The organism is Pseudomonas sp. GL_117, from assembly GCF_057835125.1.
The window spans coordinates 2837776-2860042 of the sequence record NZ_CM174418.1 but is presented as its reverse complement, the minus strand read 5'-3'; the positions used below and the strand labels follow the sequence as shown (position 1 = coordinate 2860042).

The window sequence follows — 22267 nt, the reverse complement described above, 5'->3', positions numbered from 1 at the left end:
TCGCAGTAGGTATCACGAGACAAAGCATGCGCGAATTCACACTCGGAATATGCCGGCTCCGTCCTAAAAACTAGAAAGACCACTCTGTCATACCAGGAAGCAGGACATCGTCAGTTACGTCCTAGCCCCAGATGCCGCCCATTAATCTCGACTGACTTCATTCAAAATCAAACTCCGATAATGCCCCGGATTCGACCCACACCATTTACGAAACGCCTTATAAAACGAACTGGCATCGGCAAACCCCAGCCGTGCCGCGATCTCGGCAAAGCTGATCTGAGGTTCCGCCAACCACACAATGGCCAACTCTTTACGCACGCTGTCCTTGAGCCCCTGATAAGTCTGCCCCTCTTCCGCCAAACGTCGGCGCAGGGTTGAGGCGGAGATGCACAGGTTGGCAGCGAGGCGTTCGGTTTCCGGCCAGGTGTCGGGGGGCATCTGGCGCAGGTCGTGTTTGATGCGGGTGGCGAAGCTCTCAGGGTCGCGGTATTTGACCAGGATGTTGGCCGGGGCATGGGCCAGGAAACGTTTGAGTTCTTCTGCGCTGCGCTTGATGGGCAGGTCGAGGCAGTCCGCAGAAAAGATCATGCGGGTACGTAGCCGATCAAACCGTAGGTTGTCAGAGAACATCACTTGGTAGTCGTGACAAAAGTCCGGCTGCTCACAGCGCAGTTCGATCGCCAGGATCGGAATGCGCCTTCCCGCCAGCCAGCAAGCCACGCCGTGGACGATCATCCAATAAGTGAAGTAGGTGAATGCGCGTTTGGGCACGGGCTCCGACAACACGATTTCCGCCAGGCTCTGCTGACGCACCAGTTGCGCAGGCATCTGCTCCAGCATCAATGACAAAAACCCCAACACCGTTTCCAGGCTGGCGCCCAGGGTCGGCTGCGCCATCGCGGCGCGGCACAGGAAGGCTAGGCTGCCGGACTTGAGCTTGCGTGGGTCCATGCCGAAAAACTCATCATCCGTACGCCGTGCAAGCAAACGCCACAAACGCGCGTAAGCCGTCGCCGGTACGCGGGCGTCAGGCTGCTGCAGCAGTGTCGGATCGATCCCGACCTTGCTCAGCGCCTCAGCCGTGGCCGCACCGGCCGCACAGCTCTGCAACAGGGCTTCGCGCACCAGGTGGATGGAGATGGTGTCTTTTTCCGACATGAGCAGTTGAACATTCCGCAGCACATAACAGGGTCTGCATCATAAGGGCGCCCGCCCTTCACCACCACCGTTCAGCCACTGTTCAGTAAACGTCAAGTTTTCCTGTTTAGTAATGAGTATCATTATGTTACAAATTAGCTTCCTATCTAATGACGCTGCGGTGCCGAATGCTCGTTCCCTTTCTCATCATGCTGCGCGAAGGCATTGAAGCCGCTTTGATCGTTGGCATCATCGCCAGTTACCTGCAACAGACCGGGCGTGGCCAATGGATGCCGGCGGTGTGGATCGGCGTGTTCCTCGCCGCCGCACTGGCGCTGCTGGTGGGCGGTGGCCTGGAATTGGTCAGCGCAGAGTTTCCGCAAAAGCAGCAGGAGCTGTTCGAAGGCGTCGTTGGCCTGGTCGCCGTGGGCATTCTCAGCTCCATGGTGTTCTGGATGCGCAAAGTGGCGCGCTCGATCAAGCATTCCCTGCATGAATCCCTCGACCACGCCCTGGCAGGCTCCAAGCACCAAGTGATCGCGCTGATCGCCATGGTGTTTTTTGCCGTGGCCCGCGAAGGACTCGAAACAGTGTTCTTCCTGCTGGCCGTGTTCCAGCAAAGCGAAGGCCCGGGCGCACCGATCGGCGCCCTTCTCGGCCTGGTCCTGGCGATCATCGTGGGCTTGCTGATCTACAGCGGCAGCATGCGCCTGAACCTGGGGGCGTTCTTCCGCTGGACCGGCCTGTTCATCCTGGTCGTAGCCGCCGGCATCCTCGCCAATTCGGTGCAGGCCCTGCACGAAGCCGGGGTGTGGAACCACCTGCAAACCGTGCTGTTCGATTTCAGCGCGGCACTGCCCATGGACAGCCCGCTGGGCTCGGTGCTCGCCGGGATGTTCGGCTATCAGGAAGCGCCGACCGTCAGCACCCTGGGCGCCTATCTGATTTACCTGGTGATCGCTCTGGTGATGTTCTTCCTGCCCTCGCCTGCCGCCCAACCTTCTTCCGTTTCCAGCCAGTAAGGACCGCCTCTTGTCCAGCCCAACCCCTCAACCGGCTCTGCCACCCCGCGCCTTGCGCTGGGCCGTGGCGGGCTCGGTGGTCGTGATGATCGCCGCCGGTGGCCTGTTCTACTACGCGTCACAATTGGCCGCGAGCAAGCGCCAGACCAATCACAATGAAATTGCCGTGACCATTCATGGCCACGCCTGCGAGCCGAATGCACTGACGGTACCGGCCGGGCGTGCGAGTTTTCGCATCATCAACCGCTCCGACCGCGCGGTGGAGTGGGAAATCCTCGACGGCGTGCTGGTGATCGAAGAACGGGAAAACATCGCCCCCGGCCTGAGCCAGGTGATCAACGCCAACCTGCTGCCCGGCGACTACGCCATCACCTGCGGCCTGCTGAGCAACCCGCGCGGCACCTTGCACGTCACGCCAACGGCTGAGTCCGACGCCCAGGCCAAGGCCAAGCCGTCGATGGTGGCGTTCATCGGCCCGCTGTCGGAATTCCGGGTATACCTGAGCAGCCAGGGCGGCGCCTTGATCAAGGCCGTAAGCGCCTTGCAACAGGCCATCGACGCCGGCGATCTGGCCCAAGCCCAGTCGCTCTACGTCCCAGCCCGCGAGGCTTACCAACGACTGGCGCCAGCGTCCCAACGCCTGGCGCAGTTGGACAACGCGATCAACGCGCGTGCCGATTACTTTGAGAGCCGCGAGCAAGACCCGGCCTTCAGTGGCTTCCATCGTATTGAATACAGCCTGTTCCAGCAGCGCAGCCTGGATGGCCTGGCGCCGATTGCCCAACGTCTGTTCAACGACGTCACCACCCTCAAGCAACAGTTGCTGGCCCAGTCCCTGCCGCCGGAGCAATTGGTGGGCATCGTGGTGCGCAACCTCAACAGCCTGGCGGATGTGCGCGCCCTCAGCGGGGAAGAAGAGCGCTACAGCCACATCGACCTGAATGGCTTTGCCGCCAACCTGGACGCTGCACACAAAGTGGTCGAACTGATGCGCCCACTGCTGAGCAAATCCGCCGCCGACCTGTTGCCCAAGATCGACAGCGCTCTCGCCGCCTTCGACAGCGAGCTCGCCGGGTTCAAAACCAACAACCGTTACATCTCGTATGACAGCGTGACCGCCGATCAGCGCAAGCAGATCGCCGACAAGGCCAAGGCTCTGGCCGCCGCACTCGATGGAATCGATCCCGCCCTTGGCCTTTCCGGCCTGCAGTGAAGACGACCGCACACATGAGTGATTCAGCACACACCAACCTCCAACGCCGCCGTGTCCTGCTGGGCATGGCCGCCACCGGCGTCGCCATTGCCGGCAGCAGCCTGAGCTGCCCGGCCATGGCCGCCGCCGAGCAAGTCACCACTGCGCCGCGCAGCGACAAGACCCAGGACCATCACGACTTTTTCGGTAAGCACCAAACCGGCATCGTCACCCCGCGTCCGGCCTGCGGCATGCTCGTGGCGTTCGACGTACTGGCCAGCGACCGCGACGATCTGGAGCGCTTGTTCCGCACGTTGAACGAACGTATCGCCTTCCTGATGACCGGCGGTGCCGTGACGCAAGTCGACCCGAAACTGCCGCCTACCGATTCCGGGATTCTCGGCCCGGTGGTCACCCCGGATAACTTGACGATCACCGTGTCGGTCGGCGAGTCGTTGTTTGATGAGCGCTTCGGCCTCACGGCGGCCAAACCCAAGCGCTTGAGCCGTATGGTCGGTTTCCCCAACGATGCGCTGGAACCGGCGCAGTGCCACGGCGACCTGAGCCTGCAATTTTGCTCCAACACCCCTGACACCAACATCCACGCTCTGCGCGACATTGTGAAAAACCTGCCGGACCTGCTGCTGGTGCGCTGGAAACAGGAAGGCAGCGTGCCGCCCCAGGCACCGAGCAAACCCGGGGAACCGGCGCAGAGTGCACGTAATTTCCTCGGCTTTCGCGACGGCTCGGCCAACCCCAATTCCAACGATGACAAGGCCATGGACCAGATCGTCTGGGTCCAGCCCCATAGCAACGAACCGGCCTGGGCCGCCCACGGCAGCTATCAGGCGGTGCGCATCATCCGCAACTTCGTCGAGCGCTGGGACCGCACGCCCCTGCAAGAACAGGAGAGCATCATCGGCCGCGTCAAGACCACCGGCGCGCCCATGGACGGTAAACAGGAAAGCCAGGTGCCCGACTACAGCAAGGACCCCGACGGCAAGTTGACCAAGCTCGATGCCCACATCCGCCTGGCCAACCCTCGTACCCCGCAGACCCAGGCCAACCTGATCCTGCGCAGGCCGTTCAACTACTCCAACGGCGTCAATAAAAACGGTCAGCTGGACATGGGGCTGTTGTTCATCTGCTACCAGGCTGACCTGGAGAAAGGCTTTATCAGCGTGCAAACCCGGCTCAACGGCGAGCCCCTGGAGGAGTACCTCAAGCCGGTCGGCGGCGGGTATTTCTTCACCTTGCCGGGCGTTACCGGGCCAGAGGATTTCCTTGGGCGCACGCTGCTCGCCGCCACGCACCCTCACACCACTGCCAACACCTGAAACCAACCCCACAGCGGAAACCGTCCCATGAAGAAGTCGACTCTCGCGTTGTCGTTGCTAATGACCCTTTCGCCCCTGGCCGCCTTCGCCGCCACGGCGCCGCTGGACCTGGTAGGCCCGGTGTCGGACTACAAGATCTATGTCACCGAAGAAATCGGTGAGCTGGTGACCCAGACCCAGGCCTTCACCGACGCGATCAACAAAGGCGACCTGGCCACCGCCAAAAAGCTCTACGCACCGACCCGTGTGCACTATGAGTCCATCGAGCCGATTGCCGAGCTGTTCAGCGACCTCGATGCGTCCATCGACTCGCGGGTGGATGACCATGAGAAAGGTGTAACCGCTGAAGACTTCACCGGTTTCCACCGCATCGAATACGCGTTGTTCTCGCAAAATTCGACCAAGGGCCTGGAGGCGTTGACTGCCAAGCTCAATGCCGACGTCAACGACCTCAAGACCCGCGTCGACGGCCTGACCTTCCCACCGGAGAAAGTCGTTGGCGGCGCCGCCGCGTTGCTGGAAGAAGTCGCCGCGACCAAGATCTCCGGTGAAGAAGATCGCTACAGCCACACCGACCTGTACGACTTCCAGGGCAACATCGATGGCGCGAAGAAAATCGTCGATCTGTTCCGTGGCCAGATCGAGAAACAAGACAAGGCCTTCCTGGCCAAGGTCGACAAGAACTTCGCCACGGTCGACAAGATCCTCGCCAAATACACAACCAAGGACGGCGGTTTCGAGACCTACGACAAAGTGAAGGAAAACGACCGCAAAGCCCTGGTGGGTCCGGTCAACACCCTGGCGGAAGACCTGTCCACATTGCGTGGCAAGCTGGGCCTTAACTGACAAGACGTCCGCAGGCTGTGCATTCAAGCGGTGGAATGCACAACCCGCGGGCGCTGGTGCTTAACTGGTGCCGGCGTCGGGCTTGAAGTCAGTCAGCGGGGCTCCGGTTGGCTTATGGGTGAGCGGGTCAATCGCATACCACGCGGCGCCCTGCTGCACCGCGTATAACCTGCACTGCTGGCTCACACCCAGGCGGCTTCCAGGGTAAGTGGCGCTGGCCGCGGGGGTGGCACGCAACGTGTCGTACACCCCAAGTCCCCATCGGCATCGCTCAAAGGCAGTGGCCCCCATATAAAAGCCTTCACCGGCAGTCACAAACTCACCGGCCAACGCACGCTGGGCGGTCTTCATGACGTCAATCGAGCTGTCGAGCGGGTTGAACACGCTACGCACCAACGTCGGCGCCCCCTTGAGCCCGCGCATGGCAAACCCACGACCGCCGTACGGCACAACGACTTTCAGGCCCTTGAAGAATGCTTTGGCCCCAGCCACCCCGCCTGTCACGGCGAACGAGCCGAAGTCGAGCAGCAAGCCCTTGATGCCAGCCCCGACCTTCCCTTCGGCGATATCGGCAATCGCTCCGACAAACGGGATCATGCTCAACACCGTCCTCGCGTTCAGGTTGGAAAAAACCGCGCTTGAACTGAAGGGGTAGTTACGTATTTTGTGATACGTGGTGGGCTGGTTGGCATAGTCGATCAGTTGCGTGCGCTTCTGATCAAAGGTGACATCGAGTATCGCGTTGGCGATCGCAGTGGTTTTGTCCGATGCCCAACTGTTCGGTACATAATCGGCACCCGGCGCGGGCCAGTTTTCCAGGCCCAGGCCCGGCAATGCAGGACCTGCTTTTTCGATAATGACGTTCGACTTTATGTTGGGACGCGGGTCCCCCCCGCTTTTATAGGCCTGAAAATCAAACGACTCCGGCAGGCCGTCACGAAAGGACTCGCGCCTGCGCGCTACCGTTCTCTCTTTCACTTGCCCGCCATAGACCTTGAGGCTGTCGCGCAGATCGTCGCGCCGGATGATCTTCATTGAACCCGGGAAAAACTCTAAATACCCACCCGTAGGGCTCGTCGCTTTCGTGTCGTAGCGAATCAACACCCCCTGCCTGCCGATTTTTTCGGCCACGCCCTCAGGTTCGTATTGATCGTCCAGCAGGGTTTTGCCCGTGGCTTCACGCAGACTGAATACCTGGATGTCGGCGACCTCCAGGATTCGCCGCACATCCAACGGCGCGTTGGCGATCATCTGCCTGATTACCGTTGCGTGAGCGCTACGGGCATCGGCCAAATGCTTGTCCACAGCGGGTTCGACCAATGAGGCAATGTTCGGCAGCTGCTTGATGCGCTCGGAATAGGTTTCCCAGGAAATCTTCGGATGAACAAACGCGTAATCCTTGAGGTTGTTCAACACTTTTATCAGGGGGGGCACAAGAACGTGTAAAAGCTCCGGCGGAGCTTGTTCATAAAGGATCACGTCGGTTAAAAGCGGCCCAGACACCCCCGTATGGCCCCGCGCGGCAGTGTCCATAGGCTGCAATCTGAAATCGCGGATCTCCTCCTCTGTCATCTCGGGAAACAGTAGCGCCAGTTGTTTGATCAGCAGGTTTGTCTGATTGGGCGTATCCCGCGTCAAGGTTTCAAATGCCTTGCCAATGCCCGTCTCTCGGTCGACAAACGCTTGCGTGGCCGCACGGTAGTCCTCTGACGAGTAATGTCCATCGGTACGCTTGGGAATCACGCCAGTCATCACGGCCCAATCCAGCACCGGTTGCGCGCCAAGGCTTTTGATCAATTGCTCCTGTTCATCTATCACCGGATTGAGCCGAGCAAGGGCATGGGCCTGGGTAATGTTCAATGCCCGCGAACTGCCTGGGCCGCCGAGTTTTTCCGACAGGGCACAGGCAAGTCGCAGGTTGAGCCAGGACGTTGAACCGATGCTCACTTGCCCGGGCGACAGCTTCAGTGCTGCAGGCGCTTGCGCCGGCACTTGAGGGTCGGGCCTGAGCAGGAACTCGGGGGCAGCCTGCGCCAAAAACAGGTGGGCAATCAGCGGCGCGGTGGTCGCGTCCGCACCTTTGCCGATCAAGTGCCGTTCAATGTCTCGGCGCTCCTCCTCCAGCGTACGACCGAGGTTACTGGCGCGATAGATCTGGTGGCCCGCCACTACGCCCGGCTTACCGGGTACATCTGCCGTGATGCCGGTCTTGATCGCAGTTGCCAGGAGCTGATGACGGGTTGCCCGTGAAAGCGCCCGCCCCTCGGCCACCTCGGCCATGTTCAGCAGCCGAGCCAGGGCCTGGGCTTTTGTTTTGGCCTGTGACGAGTCGAAGAAATGTTGAAGTTTCAGATGGTCGTCGTCGGGCATGCCTGACGGGAATGTGTGGTTGCGCAGTAGGCTATGCACCGAACCAGGCCCGGCGGCCTGGGCCCTTAATGTGGCCAGATCCGTTGGCGATAACGCTCCAGGGCCCCAGGTATAGGGCGTCAAGCCGGCGTAATCAGCGCCTATGGGCGAAGGCGGCAACGTGCTGCCGAGCCAGCCGATGACGGACTTCACTTGCCCGACTGTCGTGGGCGTCCCGAGCTCGGAAAACGCCAGGTACTGACGCGCATCGTAGATGGGCTGGGAGCACAACGCGTTGCCGGTCGCCTGACTCTTTTCAACCAGTTGATCAAACTCAGTGCGCAGCGTGCCAATGGCAGCTTTTTCCTGGGCGTTGCCGTTCACCTGGACCTTGCCGATCTCATCGTCCAGATAGGCCTGTAATGACTGCCACTGCAGGTTGTCGCCACGCAGTTGCAGTTGCCCGTTCGAGATCCGGTAAACGTTATCGTCGCCGCCAAACCCGATTTTCTGGATAAACGCCTGGAATGTCGGGGTCGCCAGCCATTGCAAAAACTGCTCGCGCGGCGCCTGGCTGATTTTTGCCAGCGTCGATTCGGGGTCGATCAGCACAGGCTCATCACTCAGGTTGAGCTGATCGCCCTCGGCTTTAGCGTTGATCAGCGCCTGCAGTTGGGACGCCAGCGCTGGGCGCGTATCGCGGTCGCTGTTTTTCTGCAAAAGCTGCACGAATTGTTCGCGCCAGTGAGCCCGCTTGTCGTCGGTAATGGGTGGCCAGCCGTTATCTTCCAGGGCCTTGCCCAACTGTGCAGCGTCCGCCGGTCGAGAGGGCGCATTCACCCCATAGAAGCCAAGCATCACGCGGACATCGCGGAAATCACCGGTTTTTGCATCCGGCATCAGCACCCCGGCATAGTCAGGGCACAATATGTTGACGGCCTCGGTGACCTTCGCGCCAACCTCCCACCAGCCAGAGCCGTCAGTCGTGGTGAACCGTTGCCTGACCTTTTTGCCGTTGATATTCACCTCACCGTCGACCCCATCGTTGAAGATGCGCACGGTGGACACATCCAGGCCCTTGGACGCGAACCAGGCCTGCACCTTTGGCTCACGCAGGGCTTCGCCAAAAGCGTCGGTGAAGGGCTTGATCGAAGCATCGGGAGGAATGGGGTTGGCGTTGAGTTTGCCGGTGACCAGCCAACGCGCCAACGTGTCTTGCAAGCTGCTGTCGGCAGCCCTTGCACGCTCATCCGTTGGAAAAGCCCTGCTCGGCCTTGTCGTCACGTCACGCTTGCTGCGCCCAGAAGCCTGCTCAAGGATGACGAGCTTCAGCTGCTGGCTGCTTGTGCGCGGAGCACGCCCCGGCAGCGGCGTTTCGGTTTGCCCTGATCGCCCCTGTAGGGCTGGGGGTTCAAGGGAGGCCGCAAAGGCGTTGTTCGGGACCGAAACAACTGCACGCACGGACGAATAATCGGGCGGGAATGTCGGCATCGGGAGTTCTCTTCACGGTTGAGATCGCGAAAGTTCTCGTCCCTTAGAACCGTCCAAAGAAATCCTACAAAGCCACCTCAAGACCGCATGTAAGTGTTTTCGCAATGCACGTGCTGCCAGGGCCCGTTCAGCCCTGGAAGTGGTTTCGGGTTGTGTCGCTACAGAATCCGGTACAGCAACCGTTCGATCCGCACCCGACTGACCCGCCGCAGAAACTTGCCTACCGCCGCCGGGTAGTCCACCAGGGTCTGCAACTGCGCGTAACCGTCGATGCGCGTGGTGTGCTGGAAAATCTGCGCCAGCTCGGTACGCCGTGGCTCCAGCCACTGGCCTTGCGGGTCATCGATCAGCAAGGCGTTTTCCAGGTCCAGCCGAAACGCCCGCGGGTTGAGGTTGTTGCCGGTCAGCAACGTATAGCGCTGGTCGACCCACATGCCCTTGAGGTGGTAGGTGTTGTCGCCATCACGCCACAGGTGCAGGTTCAACTGGCCGCTGTCGATCATCGGCTGGTGACGCTTGGCGAAGCGGCGCAGGCTGATTTCGTACAGGTACGGCAATGCCGCGATCACCTTGAAGGGTTCGCTGGGCGGGATGTAGAAGTCGTTGGCGGTCTTGTCGCCGACAACGATGTCGATCTTCACGCCACGCGCCAGGGCACGGTTGATCTCGCGGGTCACCGGCAACGGCAGGTTGAAATACGGCGTGCAGATCGTCAGCTGGTGCTGGGCGCTGGCGATGAGCTCCAGGATCACCCGGCTCAACGGGTTGTTCTTGCCCACCCCCAGCAAGGGGCTGACCGACAGATGACCGTTGGGCAACTGCCCGCGGGTGGTGTCGTAGGCCGCGTGTTTGAGGCGGCTGCGCAAATCGCCGATGTCGTTGCGCAGGCTGCGGGTGGTCGGCGGGTTCGGCAGGTCGAGGCGATGCACCGCTTTGGACGCCACCAGGCCGTGCTCGATCAGGTGTTGCATGGAATCGGCCAGCGGCTGGCTGTGAATCAGGTGATAGCGGTCGAAGCGATACTTGTCGAACTTGTGCAGGTAAACGTTGTTCAGGCTGGCGCCGCTGTACAGCACCGTGTCGTCGATCACAAAGCCCTTGAGGTGCAGCACGCCGAACAGTTCGCGGGTCTGCACCGGCACGCCATACACCGGCACTTCACTGGCATGGGATTGGGTCATCGCCTGGTACCAGGCGCTGTTGCCGGGCTGTTTGCCGGCACCGATCAACCCACGCTGGGCGCGCAGCCAGTCGACTACCACCACGATGTCCAACTCGGGCCTTGCGGCCTTGGCGGCATGCAGGGCGTCGTAGATTTCCTGCCCGGCTTCGTCCTGCTGCAGATACAGCGCGACGATGTAGATGCGGCGCGTCGCCTGGGGAATTTTCTCCAACAGGCAGCGGCGATAGGCATCGGCGCCGGACAGCACCTCGATGGCATCGGTGGACAGTGGGAAACCGCGCAGTTTAGGCAACAGGGAACGTTTGAAGAACGACGGCATAAGGCTCGCAATGGGTCGAATCCGAAGAGGCCCCGAGCTTACACCATGGGGGTGCTCAGGTCTTGCTGCGGCGCATGGAAAAAAATTAATTGACCATGAAGAACGATCGTTCTACTGTCTGCAAAATGAACGATATGACCCATAGTGAAACCCGCGACATTATTCTCGACGTCACTGAAAAGTTGATCTACCGCCATGGCATCGCCGCCACCGGCATGGACTTACTGGTGAAAACCGCCGGCGTGTCGAGAAAAAGTATTTACCGCTATTTCGCCAACAAGGACGAATTGGTGATTGCCGCCCTGCAACGGCGCGACGCGCGTTGGATGCAGTGGCTGCGCACTGAAGTGGCGCGCAGCGAGGGCAGTGGCGAACGCCTGCTGGCGCTGTTCACGGCGCTGAAGGCGTGGTTCGGCTCAGCCGACTTCCGTGGCTGCGCCTTCATCAACACCAGTGGCGAAACCGGCGACCCACAAGACCCGGTACGCCTGCTGGCCAAGGCGCATAAACGGAAACTGTTCGAGTACGTACTTGAACTGTGTCAAGCACATGGCACCGCCGACCCACCGCAGCAGGCCGCGCAACTGCTGATCCTGATCGATGGCGCCATTACCGTTGCCCTGGTGATGGGTGATTCAACAGCTGCCGATAAAGCGCAATGCATGGCGCGAACATTATTGGGACTGTGAACGCACTTGCCTGGCAACTTTCGATAGAACCTTATTGTTTACAGGAGCTGCCTGATGTCATCTAACACCGAAACACGCCCGCCGTTGCCGCCGTTCACCCTCGAGTCGGCGGTCGAGAAAGTTCGCCTGGCCGAAGACGGCTGGAACTCCCGCGACCCGCAACGGGTGTCGCTGGCCTACACACTGGACACACGCTGGCGCAACCGCGCCGAATTTGCTCACGGCCGTGACGAAGCCAAGGGTTTGCTCAGCCGCAAATGGGCCAAGGAGTTGGACTACCGCCTGATCAAGGAGCTGTGGGCATTCACCGATAACCGCATCGCCGTGCGTTATGCCTATGAGTGGCATGACGACTCCGGCAACTGGTTCCGCTCCTACGGCAATGAGAACTGGGAGTTCGACGAGAACGGTCTGATGGCCAATCGGTTTGCCTGTATCAACGACCTGCCGATCAAGGAGAGCGAGCGCAAGTTCCACTGGCCGTTGGGTCGGCGACCGGATGATCATCCAGGGCTGTCGGACCTCGGCTTGTAAGCCTGCGCAGGATCAAACGGCGGCAGGGGACGTGCCCCCCTCCCGCCGTTTTTGACCACGTGGTGTCAGTACCATCAGTCCTGATTCAGTCCGACCCGATACAACACGCCGTCATCTTCATCCGTCAGCACATACAAGTAGCCATCCGGCCCTTGCCGCACATCGCGAATTCGCGCTTTCAAGCCGCCCAGCAGGCGCTCTTCATGCACCACCTTGTCCCCTTCGAACTGCAAACGGATCAATTCCTGGCTGGCCAATGCACCAATGAATGCGTTGTGCTGCCAAGGCTTGAAGCGGTCAGCGTCATAAAACGCCATGCCGCTGATGCCCGGTGACTTTTCCCACACATGGTGAGGCGCCACCGTGCCTTCCGCCGTCTTGCCCTTGGCTTCCGGAATCGGCGTCAGGGAATAATTGATGCCGTGGGTTGCCAGCGGCCAGCCATAGTTCTTGCCACGTTCGATGATGTTGATTTCATCCCCGCCACGCGGCCCGTGTTCGTTTTCCCAGACCGTCCCACTCCATGGGTTGAGTGCCAGGCCTTGCGGGTTGCGCTGGCCGTAGGACCAGATCTCAGGCCTCACGCCGGCCTGCCCCACGAACGGGTTGTCATCCGGCACGCGGCCGTCCGGATAAATACGCACCACCTTGCCTTGCAGCTTGTCGAGGTCCTGGGCGGTCGGCCGGTCGTTGTTTTCGCCCAGCGTCACAAACAGATAGCCGTCGCGGTCGAACGCCAGGCGCGAGCCGAAGTGGTTGCCGGTGGACAGCTTGGGCTCCTGGCGCAGGATCACCTTGAAATCCTTCAGCCCGCTCAAGTCGTCGGCCAATCGTCCGCGCCCGACCGCCGTACCGGCGGTGCCGCCCTGCCCGCCACCTTCGGCGTAGGACAGATACACCATGCGGTCCTGCTTGAAGTCCGGCGACAACACCACATCGAGCAGACCGCCCTGCCCTTTGGCCCAAACCTGCGGCACACCGCTCAACGGTGCAGAGAGCTTGCCGTCCGGGCTGACCAGCCGCAGATGGCCGGGGCGTTCAGTCACCAGAAAGCCTTGCTTGTCCGGCAGAAACGCTACCGCCCAAGGGTGGTCCAGGCCCTTGGCGATCGGCGTGGCGGTGATGCTGCCTTGCTCACTGGGGAACTGCTGGCCATCGGCGGCGTAAGCAGTGGCCAGAGGCAGCAGCGTGCTGGTGCAGAGGACGGCGAGCAGCGTTTTACGTAAAAACATATGGCGAGTCCTTACCGGCGATTGCCGTTGGCATCGTAAGTGGGGGCTTTGGTTTCGGTGGCCGGACGGCTGGGGGCGGTATTACGCGTGGGGTAACGATTACCGATGCCGCCGTTTTCAAGGGTCGGTGCAGGTGGGGTCGGGCCAGTCCGGGGGCCGCGAATGGCCGGCGCATTGGGCTGGGTGCCCTGCATGCTGTTGGGGTTGGCCCGGTGGATCGCGCCGTTGTTGGCGTCGTTGTTGCCGGGCAGGTTTTGGGCCTGGGCCAGTGAGGTCAGGGCCAGGCCCACCGCCAGCGCGGCCAGATGACGTACACAACTGTTCATGACAAAGCCTCTCAAGGGCGAGTAGTACGTGCTTTCGATAGCACGCTACGCCCAGGGTTCGGCTTTGGTAACTAAATTGTTTCTCATCAGGTGTAACACGATCTGTCTGCGCCAGGCTCAGATCAGCACGAAGATCATCGCCAATGCCGCAAAAATCGCCCACTTTTCCAGGTAATAACGCGTGCGGTTGCGCTTCTTCAGCTGCTTGCCACGCAGACGAATCTTGTACAGCCGCGTAAACGCTCGGTTCAGCCCGCCAGTCTTGTCGCCAGCGTCATTCGGCGAACCTGCGGCCGCCATCACGTTGCGGCTGAACCAGCGGTTGAATGCGCTCGCCCAGCGGTATTTCATTGGCCGTTCGATGTCGCAGAACAGAATGAGTCGGTTCTGCTGGGTGGTGTTTTCGGCGTAGTGGATATATGTCTCGTCAAACATCACCGCTTCGCCGTCACGCCAAAAATACTGTTCGCCATCCACATTGATATAGCAACCGGGATCGTTCGGCGTATCCAGGCCCAAGTGGTAGCGGTAGGACCCGGCGTAGGGGTCGCGGTGCCGCACCAGCCGCGAGCCCGGCGGCAGCTCGGCGAACATCGCCGCCTTGATCGAGCCGATGCCTTTCACCAACTCCGTGGTGCGCGGGCACAGCTTCATGGCCGAGGGATGACTGTCGCCGTACCACTTGAGGTAGAAACGCTTCCAGCCCGACTTGAAGAACGAATTGAAACCCACGTCGTTGTATTGGTCCGAGCGCTTGATCGCCCCGGCGCGCATCAGGTTCTGGCCTTCTTCACGAATTTCCTGCCAGTGCTCCTGCAATGGGCTCAGGTCCGGAAAGTCGCTGGGCGACAGGTACGGCCGGCTCGGCAGTTTGGAAAACAGGTAGAGAAAGCAGTTGATCGGCGCCAGGAACGTAGAGTGGTCGCTCAGTTGGCGACCCAGTTTGTGGCGCACCCGGCCACGCAGGTGTACATACGCGATGCAAGCAACGTAGAGGCCAACAATGATGAGTTTCACGGGAATCCGTCACACGTCAGAAGAAAACAGGCTGCTCCTGCGTGCCCACGACGGCCGAGGTTTAATAAGCAGCAGCTGAAATCACAATTCACAGACCGGCGACGCGCACGGTTGAATGACTCAGCGCGACGTCGCCATTGGCAGATATTTAGCCACAATTTGTAACCAAAGGTTAACTAAGAATTGTGAAAAGCTGTCCACTTAATGTGTAGAGGGTGTGCGTTCCCCCCGCGTCTGGAAGAGATGGCGGATCAAGGCCAGCAACATCCCGAGCATCAGCCCAGCCGACAGGCTCACGACGATGATAAGCGCCTTGCGCGGCTTGATCGGGCTCAGCGGTTCCTGGGCCGGGCGGTCGATTGTCACCAGTTTCAGCCCGTTCATATCAATATTGAGGCCGCGCAGCCGTGCGATTTCGGCCCTCGGCCATTCCACATTCTGGATGAACATGTCGTCATCGCCACGTGCCTTGAGCGCATCAACCTCTCGATTCGCCTCCAGCAGATGCAGCTCCTTGCCGATTTCGGCGACGCGTTCACTGGTGAAGTCGTCGCCGGTGCGCTGCTGCAACGCGGCACGCTCGGCCTCCAGCGCTTGAGTGCCCATCAAGTAGAGCGCTGACGCCTGGTTCGTGACCTGCGTAGGTGATGCTTGGGGTGTGCCCACTGCCGAGGGCGTTTTTATTCCGGCGGACCTGGCAATCGCAATCGCCTCACTCAACTGCGCCAAACGTTGGGTGCGCTGCACTCGCAGCGCCAAGCGCAACGCATCGAGTTCGTCCTGTAACTGGGCGCGCTTGATTCTGTCGTTTTCCAGTAATTGGGCGATTTTTGCCGCTTTTTCCCGCGCGTAATCTTTACGCGCGTTATCGATCTTGCCCTCGAGTTCCGCCAGGCGATTGTTGACGATCACCGTCAAGTCGGCGCCAACCTGATCCCGTTGGCGGGCAATCGCATAGTCGATAAAACCCTTGAGGATCGCCACACCATCGACGCCTTTTGGGTACTGCATCTCCACCCGCAGGGAAGCGTTGCCCGCGTCGCTCCCTTTGGAATCAAACAACATCAGATTGAATGCCTCAGCGCTTTGGGCCTGGCTGTATCCAGAGCGCTCATCGGCTGCAAGCAACGTTGGGTTCGCCCTGAAGAAAGCCAAACGGGTTTCGTAGGAATCCAGCTGTACCGCCACTTTGGCCAAGGCATCCGCCGGTGACAGCTTGTACACATCGGAACGGTTGAGCGCATCCAACTCATTGATGGCTACCGGCCTCAGCACACTGCTGACCTGATACACCTGCGGCGACATAAACGCGTAAATGGCGCCCAGCAGCCCGGCGACAAGTGCACAGCCAGCCACCCATGTTTTCTGCTTCCAGATCGCTTGAAGCAGGTCAAACAGGTCGATTTCGTCAGAAACGGGATGCTGGCGTAACGGATGAGTATTTTTCAACGTTGATATGCCCCGAAAAGTTGTTACTCAGTGCCCAACAACACAGACCTGAATAACGACGGAATAAACAGGGGGCAACGTCAAGGACACACAAGGCGTCCTCTGTTACTGACGAAAGCATAGACGGTTGCGTGGCGGACACTGCCCGAGGGCCAGAAAATAACGCTAATCCATTGGCAAAAAAGGAAAAATCTCGGTCAGCGGAATAAAAGCAGACCATTCCTACAACCTTGTGAACTCAAGTAGACGGAGTAAAGTGAAGCCCCCCCTAACGACTCGCGACCAGTCCAACAACAAAAAGGAATTTGTATGACATTTACTGCAGACCCAGACTTCCAGGCCCTACAAGGCATCTGGGAACAGACCGCGCTGGAAGACAGTGGCGTGCTCAACCCGGTCGATGCCCACAGCGCTCCAGGCGCCGTGACCACCATTACCGATGATCGATTCGAAGTGACTACCGTCGACGGCGAAGTATTGCTGGCGGGGCGGTTTTTCCTGGACAGCGCCGCTGTCCCCAAAAGCATTACCTGGATCGATGCCATCGGCGAAGACGCCGGCAAGCAGTTGCCCGCCAGCTATCGCCTTGAAGCGGATGAGTTTGTGTTTATTGCAGCAGATGAACACATGCCCCGGCCGACGGTATTCAGCACAGGGCCGGGGCAAACCATGCGTACCTTCGTGCGCAGGGCCTGAGCGCCAATGCTCAGCGCTTGCTTGCCGTCAGGGTAAAACACAACGGCAACTGCGCGAGCTGGTGCTCATATTGGTCATAGAGCTCCTCGCGGTTGGAATGCGGGTACTCCTGCAAATGACCAATCTGCAGGCCCGCCCCAATTGCCGCGGTGATCAGACTGCCCAAGGTGTGCACAAACCAATAGGACGTAGGCCCGGCCGTCTCACCCAGCCCTTCATAGACGATGGACTCCTGCAACACGAAAGGATCGCGCTGGAAATACGAGCTGGCGGGCAACTGCGGATTGTCTGCGCGTGGGTCAAACACTTCCAGGAACGGATGGGTTTCATACATCACCAGCGTGCCGCCGGGCTTCAGGGTGCTGGCGACATGACGCATGAACAGCGCCACATCCGGCATCCAGCCCAGTACCCCAATGGTCACCAAGGCCACGTCGAACCGTTCGTGCAGACGCTCGGGCAATTGATAGACATCGGCCTCGATAAACTCGGGGTTATGGGGCGAGACCTGTGCCAGCTCCCCTGCCTGCTGCAAAAAGGCCCGGGATTGATCCACACCCACCACCGAACGCGCGCCCAGGCTGAACAACGACAGGCATTCGCGGCCGTTGTTACAGCACAACTGCACCACGTCTTTACCGTCTACACCGACGTCTCGCAGCAAGGCGGTGATGGTCGGGTCCAGCCGCGAGAAATTCGGGTCGGCGACCGCGCCCAGCAAGCTCTTCCAATTATCGGTGTCTTTGTGCAACTGCGCGGATTGGTCCCAGGCGTGCTTGTTGCTGGTGATGGCCTGTTGGGCCGAGGGCATGTCCATTGCTTCTCCAGGGAGTTGTATTCGCGGGGACAGAAAGTAAGCCAAGCGCGTCGGGAATAAAACCCTGATGACGCCGCGAAACTAATCCCAAAGCCCGCAGGTCATTAACGCAATGCGTGTTCAGCCGTTGAACGCCGCCCCCGAAGAACCCGCCGTGGCCCGACACTCAGACCTGCGCAACACCCTGTCCCTCGACAGCCTCAACTTCTTCCTCGCGGACGTGCGTGACGGCCTTGGCCCCTACCTGGCGATTTACCTGCTGGCGGTACACAAATGGGACCCCGCCAGTATTGGTGTCGTCATGACCCTGGCCGGCATCGCTGCACTGCTTACCCAAGGCCCGGCCGGAGCACTGATCGACCGCACCCACAGCAAGCGGGCCGTGATCGCCATCGCCGCCATCCTGGTCACCCTCAGTTGCCTGCTGCTGCCTTTCGTCAGCTCGTTCAGCCTGGTGGCCTTGACCCAAGCGGCCAGTGCCGTCGCCGCCTCGGTGTTCGCCCCGGCCATTTCTGCGATTTCCCTGGGCATCACCGGACCACGCGCCTTCACCCGCCGCACCGGCCGCAACGAAACCTTCAACCACGCCGGCAACGCCACCGCCGCACTGCTGGCCGGTGGCCTGGCGTACTTGTACGGCCCGGTGGTGGTGTTTTACCTGATGGCCTTCATGGCCCTGGCCAGCGTGGTGGCGATCAGTTGCGTGTCGGCCAGCGCCATCGACCATGACGTCGCCCGCGGTTTCGACCCTACCCACAGCCGCGACCACACCCAACCGTCCGGCCTGCGCGTGCTGCTGGCAAACCGCCCGCTGCTGGTGTTCGCCATCTGCTGCGCACTGTTCCACTTGGCCAACGCTGCGATGCTGCCGCTGGTCAGCCAAAAGCTCGCGCAAATCAACCTGCACCTGGCCACACCGCTGACCTCCGCCTGCATCGTCGCCGCACAATTGGTGATGGTGCCAGTGGCCTGGCTAGTGGGCATAAAGGCCGATGTGTGGGGGCGCAAACCGTTGTTGCTGGCCGGCTTCATGATCCTGCCGGTACGCGGTGTGCTTTACACCTTGTCCAATGATCCCTACTGGCTGGTGGCGGTCCAGCTGCTTGATGGCGTCGGTGCAGGCATTTTCGGCGCACTGTTTCCGGTCATCGTCAAAGACCTGACTCAAGGCACCGGCCGCTTCAACGTCAGCCTGGGCGCCCTGTCCACCGCATTTGGCCTGGGCGCGGCACTGAGCAGCAGCCTGGCCGGTTTTGTCGTGCAACAGGCTGGGTACAATGCGGCGTTCCTGACGTTGGCGGGTGTGGCGACGGTGGCGCTGGGGCTGTTGGGCATGGCGATGCCGGAGACGTTGGTGAGGGGGGCTTCGGTGCGGCGTGTCACTGTTGCCTGAAGCCAAAAATCCCACCAGGATCGTCGACGTTGTCCTGTAGGCTACCTACACGTTCGGCTACTGCCATCGGCACTGGATAATCCAATGAACTCATGGCGAAACCAGCGCTTTGTGCTGTACGTTTTCGTAGGTGTGGTTGAGTTGCTACTGCCGAATCATTTCTTTGGGGAGCATGGGTAAATGGCAGATCTGATGGAAAAGCTCGACGGCCCCAGGACCGCCCAACAGGAACTCTTCTACGACCTTGAAGATGCGGCGGCGGTCATCGCCTGGTCGGTGAACGCGCTGACCGCCAGCGCGGGGATCGACAGATCCCCCGATCAAGCAATCGCCTTGATGAAGCTGTGTGCCCTGCTCACGGCTCAGCAGGCAAAGCTCGCCGGGTATGCGGATGAGGTGAAGGCGGGACAAATAATCCGGAGCCATTCCGTTTAGGCACATGGTCTTACCCTGAAATTGCTGCCCGGCTATTGCGACGCCGGGCAGTTGGGCGATGAACACGCGGCTTGGCGGGCGATTGCATCCCTCAGAACGATTGCAGCGAGATGCAATTGGGCGTAACCCTCTTATTTGGCGATGTAAACGCCGCACAATTCCTTCTGAAGCACCTGAAAAGGTGGAGCGCTGAGTTTTTTTACCATCTCGGCAACTTCGGGTTTATATGCAGGTTCTGCTTGTATTCTTCTGACTTCTGCTTTCGTTTCAACCTCCCAAGTGTCGTTGGCGAAAGCGTTTTCGAGGCTCACATTCATCCCAGGGTTGGCGTTTTGGCAAACCTGCTCCATCGCAATAGTGGTTATAGCGGTTCGATGCAGTTCTAAACTCTCGCTTGCAAAAGCACTCGCCGCGAAGCAAATGCCTGCCCAAGATAGTGACAGCCTACAAATCCCTACAACCGACATTCACAGCTCCTTTTGGATAAACGCTGAGGCCCGCAAACAGCGGGTAGAACAGTAAAAAATATGCACCGTGCTACTTAACCCTTGCACAGCGTCTGTGGCGACTCCGAACCTGCAAGCCTTTTCGGCAATGCAAACGGTAAGTTAGGGACAGAGGCAAGCTCGACTACGCCAAACATACACACAAGCACCACATTTCCATCCGCGTTTGGCGCGCGGCCGAATCCGACCAACGCCTCATAGTCTTTTCCGGGCTCCAGATTGAATACTTTCGCCTGGCCTGGGCACACAGCATAAGTGCTGCCGTAGCTGCCGGCCGACGCCCCCAATGTCGCGATCTGAAAGGGTGTATCTGTTTTAACGCGATACTCAGCCACCATCTCGGTGTACAAGCCCTCGGCCATCCGAACAGCCCCGATATACTGCTGAAGCTTGGGTGAAACCCTTCCCGGCATACCAAGAATGGCCGGTTTAAGTGGGTACTGAGGGTAGTTAATGCTCGGCTGTCCGTCCTCGGAGAAACGGCCAGCTTCAGCCATTTTGTGGCGAGTACCCGGGGCGCAACTACCAGTCACGCTATCGCCAAACACACTGGAATTGGTGATCACACGGACTCGGGCCGTATTCTCAGCCTGAGTTGGATCGACATAGGGAACAGAGGGAATCCCGCCACAACCCGCAAGGGCGATAGACGAAGAAAACAGGAGCAACCAGGTATTACGCATCTACTACATCCTTGAATCTGGTTTTTTTGGAAGATCGTCCCAATCTCTTCTCGAGTAGGCATCGTCCAGTCAGAAGGGGTTCTTTCATGGACTGATTTATCGCGACTGTATCCACCGTAGGTGAACATCAAATGCGGTTGCGGCTAACGCCCTCACTTTAGTTCAAGGCGGCCTGAGTTTTTCATGCCCTACACCGCCCACAGCGGGCTGGTTTGCGTCTGGATTTAGAAGCTCACCAGGCGCCAAAGGAGCAGCCAATCAGCAGCGCGACCAACCAAGACGCGGTTGTACATAGTGAAATGTGACGATACCATAATGCCACGATCCTCACGGTGGTAGGGGATGGAAAAATGGAGTATAGGGACGTCACATGTATGCAGTAGGGCTTATAATTTCCTTCAAAATCGCTCTGTTAATATCGATTTTTTTAGTATTTTCGGGACTAAGAGCTGAGGCAGAGTACTTTAAAAAGCTCGGCGTGAGTGCCCCGAAGATCAAGCGATTTTACAGAGAAAATTTAGTTTCTTCGTCTATAACAGTGATCCAGGTTTCTCTGGTTGTTGGGGTTGTATTTTCGTTTATTTCCCTGACTGCGATCTGGACAGTTTCCTGATAATTATTGGGAAATGCCTTGGGCCTAGGAAAGGCAAGCCTTTAACGCAATCAAGGCGTTTCCCCACTCCTCGGTGATAGCACCTACGTCCATCTTTGCTATCAAAATTCTACGAGAACCAACTCACGCTTGAGGTATCGATCTTTTAGCGCCTGCGTGGATTTATTCAAGGTGCACAGAAGCAAGGCTAGAAAAGCCGTTTCATGAATTCCTGAGTCGTTACATCCAGCCCATTACCTTCACCGAATGCAACGTTAACCCCGTCATTTGCCCTTAACAGCATCTCACTGTGCATACCCAGAGCAGCCGCTTGATGGTAATACTCGCGCTGCTCTTGCACGTACTTATCCTTGTAGACTTGCAGGCGTTCAGCTACCAGGCCCTTGTGCTTCGGATCTGTCTCTTGGGCTAGAGCGCGCTGCTCTTCTAGCAGTCGCCGCTCAGTCATACCGACCCGCAAATTGGCCATACGAAAGCGCGTGTACGTGCGTATTACGTTCAAGGCACGGGATGTGAACTCTATTGCCGCATCTCTTTTCGCCTCGGCGCCCGACCAATCGGCAGATTGCATTTCAAGCAGATCCGCCGCCAGTTCCTTCTCAGCCTCCTCACCGCGCGCCAAATAGCTCGACAGGTCAACTCTCGGCTCCTGTTCAAAAGCAAGCAGGTGCCTGGACACCAGGGACGACGTTTTGGCGACGTTGCCCCTGTCACGTTGCTCGCACCATCCATAATCAGCTGTCCCAAACCCGAGAATGACCAATAAAAGCGGGACGATCGTTTTTCTCATGGATCCCTCCAAATCATCTTTAAAGGCTATCACGGCGCGTACCCAAAGAAGGAATTGAGCCTCCTTGCGTGGTGACAATGCGGTAGACGAAGAGCAAAGGACGGCCCACGTCTCCATCCACCAAAGAACGCGCCATACAACTGTCGCCTGACATATGCGACAATGCGCGCCAAATTCCAACACACATCCAAATTTTCTGTTCAGCGACCGG

20 protein-coding genes are annotated in these 22267 nt (G+C 59.2%); 9 read left to right on the top strand and 11 right to left on the bottom strand.

Annotation, left to right across the window (positions count from 1 at the left end; all coding sequences use genetic code 11):
• Positions 1–141 precede the first annotated feature (141 nt).
• Entirely contained in the window at positions 142–1158 is a 1017-nt protein-coding gene (locus AC3ISR_RS12790; protein WP_463984492.1) for an AraC family transcriptional regulator, read from the bottom strand.
• Between the two features lie 167 nt (positions 1159–1325).
• On the opposite strand from AC3ISR_RS12790, the gene efeU reads away from it, so the two are divergent.
• From efeU to efeO (AC3ISR_RS12770), 4 genes are read left to right on the top strand one after another with little or no spacing between them, the layout of a single operon-like run.
• The gene (gene efeU, locus AC3ISR_RS12785; protein ID WP_463984493.1) at positions 1326–2159 is read left to right on the top strand and encodes an iron uptake transporter permease EfeU; all 834 of its coding nucleotides are present in this window, start codon (positions 1326–1328) and stop codon (positions 2157–2159) included.
• 10 nt (positions 2160–2169) lie between these two features.
• The gene (gene efeO, locus AC3ISR_RS12780) at positions 2170–3372 is read left to right on the top strand and encodes an iron uptake system protein EfeO (RefSeq protein ID WP_463984494.1); all 1203 of its coding nucleotides are present in this window, start codon (positions 2170–2172) and stop codon (positions 3370–3372) included.
• Complete coding sequence (gene efeB / locus AC3ISR_RS12775; protein WP_463984495.1) at positions 3369–4688, top strand: iron uptake transporter deferrochelatase/peroxidase subunit; 1320 nt, start codon at positions 3369–3371, stop codon at positions 4686–4688. The genes efeO (AC3ISR_RS12780) and efeB overlap by 4 nt, the downstream gene beginning before the upstream one ends.
• Positions 4689–4715: 27 nt before the next feature.
• On the top strand, positions 4716–5534 hold the full coding sequence (gene efeO / locus AC3ISR_RS12770; RefSeq protein WP_192301172.1) for an iron uptake system protein EfeO: 819 nt from the start codon (positions 4716–4718) through the stop codon (positions 5532–5534).
• Between the two features lie 60 nt (positions 5535–5594).
• On the opposite strand, the gene AC3ISR_RS12765 is transcribed toward efeO (AC3ISR_RS12770), so the two are convergent.
• Complete coding sequence (locus AC3ISR_RS12765) at positions 5595–9374, bottom strand: hypothetical protein (RefSeq protein WP_463984496.1); 3780 nt, start codon at positions 9372–9374, stop codon at positions 5595–5597.
• A 158-nt stretch (positions 9375–9532) separates the two neighbouring features.
• On the bottom strand, positions 9533–10876 hold the full coding sequence (gene pssA, locus AC3ISR_RS12760; RefSeq protein WP_463984497.1) for a CDP-diacylglycerol--serine O-phosphatidyltransferase: 1344 nt from the start codon (positions 10874–10876) through the stop codon (positions 9533–9535).
• A 125-nt stretch (positions 10877–11001) separates the two neighbouring features.
• On the opposite strand from pssA, the gene AC3ISR_RS12755 reads away from it, so the two are divergent.
• Positions 11002–11565 carry a TetR/AcrR family transcriptional regulator gene (locus AC3ISR_RS12755; RefSeq protein ID WP_463984498.1) on the top strand — a complete coding sequence of 188 codons (564 nt, stop codon included), beginning with the start codon at positions 11002–11004 and terminating at the stop codon, positions 11563–11565.
• A 54-nt stretch (positions 11566–11619) separates the two neighbouring features.
• Positions 11620–12099 carry a nuclear transport factor 2 family protein gene (locus tag AC3ISR_RS12750; protein WP_192301176.1) on the top strand — a complete coding sequence of 160 codons (480 nt, stop codon included), beginning with the start codon at positions 11620–11622 and terminating at the stop codon, positions 12097–12099.
• 74 nt (positions 12100–12173) lie between these two features.
• Here the strand turns inward: AC3ISR_RS12750 and AC3ISR_RS12745 are convergent, their stop codons facing one another.
• The 4 genes from AC3ISR_RS12745 to AC3ISR_RS12730 all read right to left on the bottom strand — a co-directional run bounded on the left by AC3ISR_RS12745 (position 12174) and on the right by AC3ISR_RS12730 (position 16123).
• On the bottom strand, positions 12174–13331 hold the full coding sequence (locus AC3ISR_RS12745) for a PQQ-dependent sugar dehydrogenase (RefSeq protein WP_463984499.1): 1158 nt from the start codon (positions 13329–13331) through the stop codon (positions 12174–12176).
• Between the two features lie 11 nt (positions 13332–13342).
• Positions 13343–13657 (bottom strand): hypothetical protein, encoded by a 315-nt coding sequence (locus AC3ISR_RS12740; RefSeq protein ID WP_463984500.1) that lies wholly within the window; start codon positions 13655–13657, stop codon positions 13343–13345.
• A gap of 117 nt (positions 13658–13774) precedes the next feature.
• Positions 13775–14674 carry a lipid A hydroxylase LpxO gene (gene lpxO, locus AC3ISR_RS12735; protein WP_192301179.1) on the bottom strand — a complete coding sequence of 300 codons (900 nt, stop codon included), beginning with the start codon at positions 14672–14674 and terminating at the stop codon, positions 13775–13777.
• A gap of 201 nt (positions 14675–14875) precedes the next feature.
• Positions 14876–16123 carry a Wzz/FepE/Etk N-terminal domain-containing protein gene (locus tag AC3ISR_RS12730; RefSeq protein ID WP_463984501.1) on the bottom strand — a complete coding sequence of 416 codons (1248 nt, stop codon included), beginning with the start codon at positions 16121–16123 and terminating at the stop codon, positions 14876–14878.
• Positions 16124–16432: 309 nt separating this feature from the next.
• Between AC3ISR_RS12730 and AC3ISR_RS12725 the strand changes: the two genes are divergently transcribed.
• Positions 16433–16819 (top strand): TIGR03067 domain-containing protein, encoded by a 387-nt coding sequence (locus AC3ISR_RS12725; RefSeq protein ID WP_192301181.1) that lies wholly within the window; start codon positions 16433–16435, stop codon positions 16817–16819.
• Between the two features lie 10 nt (positions 16820–16829).
• Here the strand turns inward: AC3ISR_RS12725 and AC3ISR_RS12720 are convergent, their stop codons facing one another.
• Positions 16830–17636, bottom strand: a complete 807-nt coding sequence (locus tag AC3ISR_RS12720) for a class I SAM-dependent methyltransferase (protein WP_192301182.1) — start codon at positions 17634–17636, stop codon at positions 16830–16832.
• Between the two features lie 154 nt (positions 17637–17790).
• On the opposite strand from AC3ISR_RS12720, the gene AC3ISR_RS12715 reads away from it, so the two are divergent.
• Together AC3ISR_RS12715 and AC3ISR_RS12710 are read left to right on the top strand one after the other, a co-directional pair.
• A complete protein-coding gene (locus AC3ISR_RS12715) occupies positions 17791–19029 on the top strand; it encodes an MFS transporter (RefSeq protein ID WP_192301205.1) in 1239 nt (412 codons plus the stop codon).
• Positions 19030–19209: 180 nt separating this feature from the next.
• Entirely contained in the window at positions 19210–19464 is a 255-nt protein-coding gene (locus tag AC3ISR_RS12710; protein WP_192301183.1) for a hypothetical protein, read from the top strand.
• A gap of 131 nt (positions 19465–19595) precedes the next feature.
• On the opposite strand, the gene AC3ISR_RS12705 is transcribed toward AC3ISR_RS12710, so the two are convergent.
• From AC3ISR_RS12705 to AC3ISR_RS12695, 3 genes are all read right to left on the bottom strand, one after another.
• A complete protein-coding gene (locus AC3ISR_RS12705) occupies positions 19596–19931 on the bottom strand; it encodes a hypothetical protein (RefSeq protein ID WP_192301184.1) in 336 nt (111 codons plus the stop codon).
• 74 nt (positions 19932–20005) lie between these two features.
• Positions 20006–20653: a hypothetical protein gene (locus AC3ISR_RS12700; RefSeq protein ID WP_192301185.1), complete on the bottom strand. Its 648-nt coding sequence runs from the start codon at positions 20651–20653 to the stop codon at positions 20006–20008.
• An 800-nt stretch (positions 20654–21453) separates the two neighbouring features.
• Entirely contained in the window at positions 21454–22056 is a 603-nt protein-coding gene (locus AC3ISR_RS12695; protein WP_192301186.1) for a hypothetical protein, read from the bottom strand.
• Between the last annotated feature and the right edge of the window lie 211 nt (positions 22057–22267).